This is a genomic window from Streptomyces viridosporus (assembly GCF_002078235.1).
Lineage (GTDB): Bacteria > Actinomycetota > Actinomycetes > Streptomycetales > Streptomycetaceae > Streptomyces > Streptomyces viridosporus.
Window position 1 is genome coordinate 1 of sequence record NZ_MSGP01000821.1, and the last position, 597, is coordinate 597.

The 597-nt window shown below is 74.6% G+C and carries 1 protein-coding gene and 1 pseudogene; both read right to left on the minus strand.

From position 1 onward, the window contains the following. Positions 1-326 (minus strand): annotated as a pseudogene (locus tag B7L92_RS37885) (hypothetical protein); the annotation flags it as partial. 35 nt (positions 327-361) lie between these two features. Further along, the coding region (locus tag B7L92_RS37890) for an Rv1265 family protein (RefSeq protein ID WP_497592088.1) at positions 362-597 on the minus strand (236 nt) is incomplete at its 5' end.

Here is a 597-nt window from a genome sequence, read left to right on the forward strand (position 1 = left end):
GTCGCCGGCAGGTCGGCGAGGGGCCGCTCCAGGACGGCCGGTTCGGTGAGCGTGGCGCCCGGGTGCGGGGTCGACCCGGCCACGATGCGGTCGATCTGTTCGTCCGTCAGGTCCTGGCCCGCGTAGTCGCCGGCCCCCGGGATCGGCCAGAAGCCGCCGTTCGCGTCGATCGCCTGCCGGACGTGGTCGCTGGGCCAGCNNTTCTCGGCGAGGCCGGACAGCGTCAGCGGATGCGCCTCGTGCCCGGCCGCCCGCAGTTCGGCCGCCACCTCGTCCCACGCCCACGCCCCGAGCCGGGCACCGGCCACCAATACGAATCGAGTCATGCCCGCACCGTAACGGGGGGCACCGACAGGGCGGTTCACCCGCCGTCGGCGGTGGGCTCTTCTCCTTCCTCCTCCTGCGGTCCGGTGCCCGGCCCCCGGTCCCGTACCCGCTGGACGTGTTCGAGGGACTCGCGCAGTTCGGTGAGCCAGTCGTCGGTGTGCCGCTGGACCAGACGGACGCACCAGGCCAGCGCCTCGCTGCGGCTGCGGGCCACCCCGCCGGCGATGAGGGTGTCGAGCACCTGGCGCTCCGGCTGGCGCAGCCGGGTCA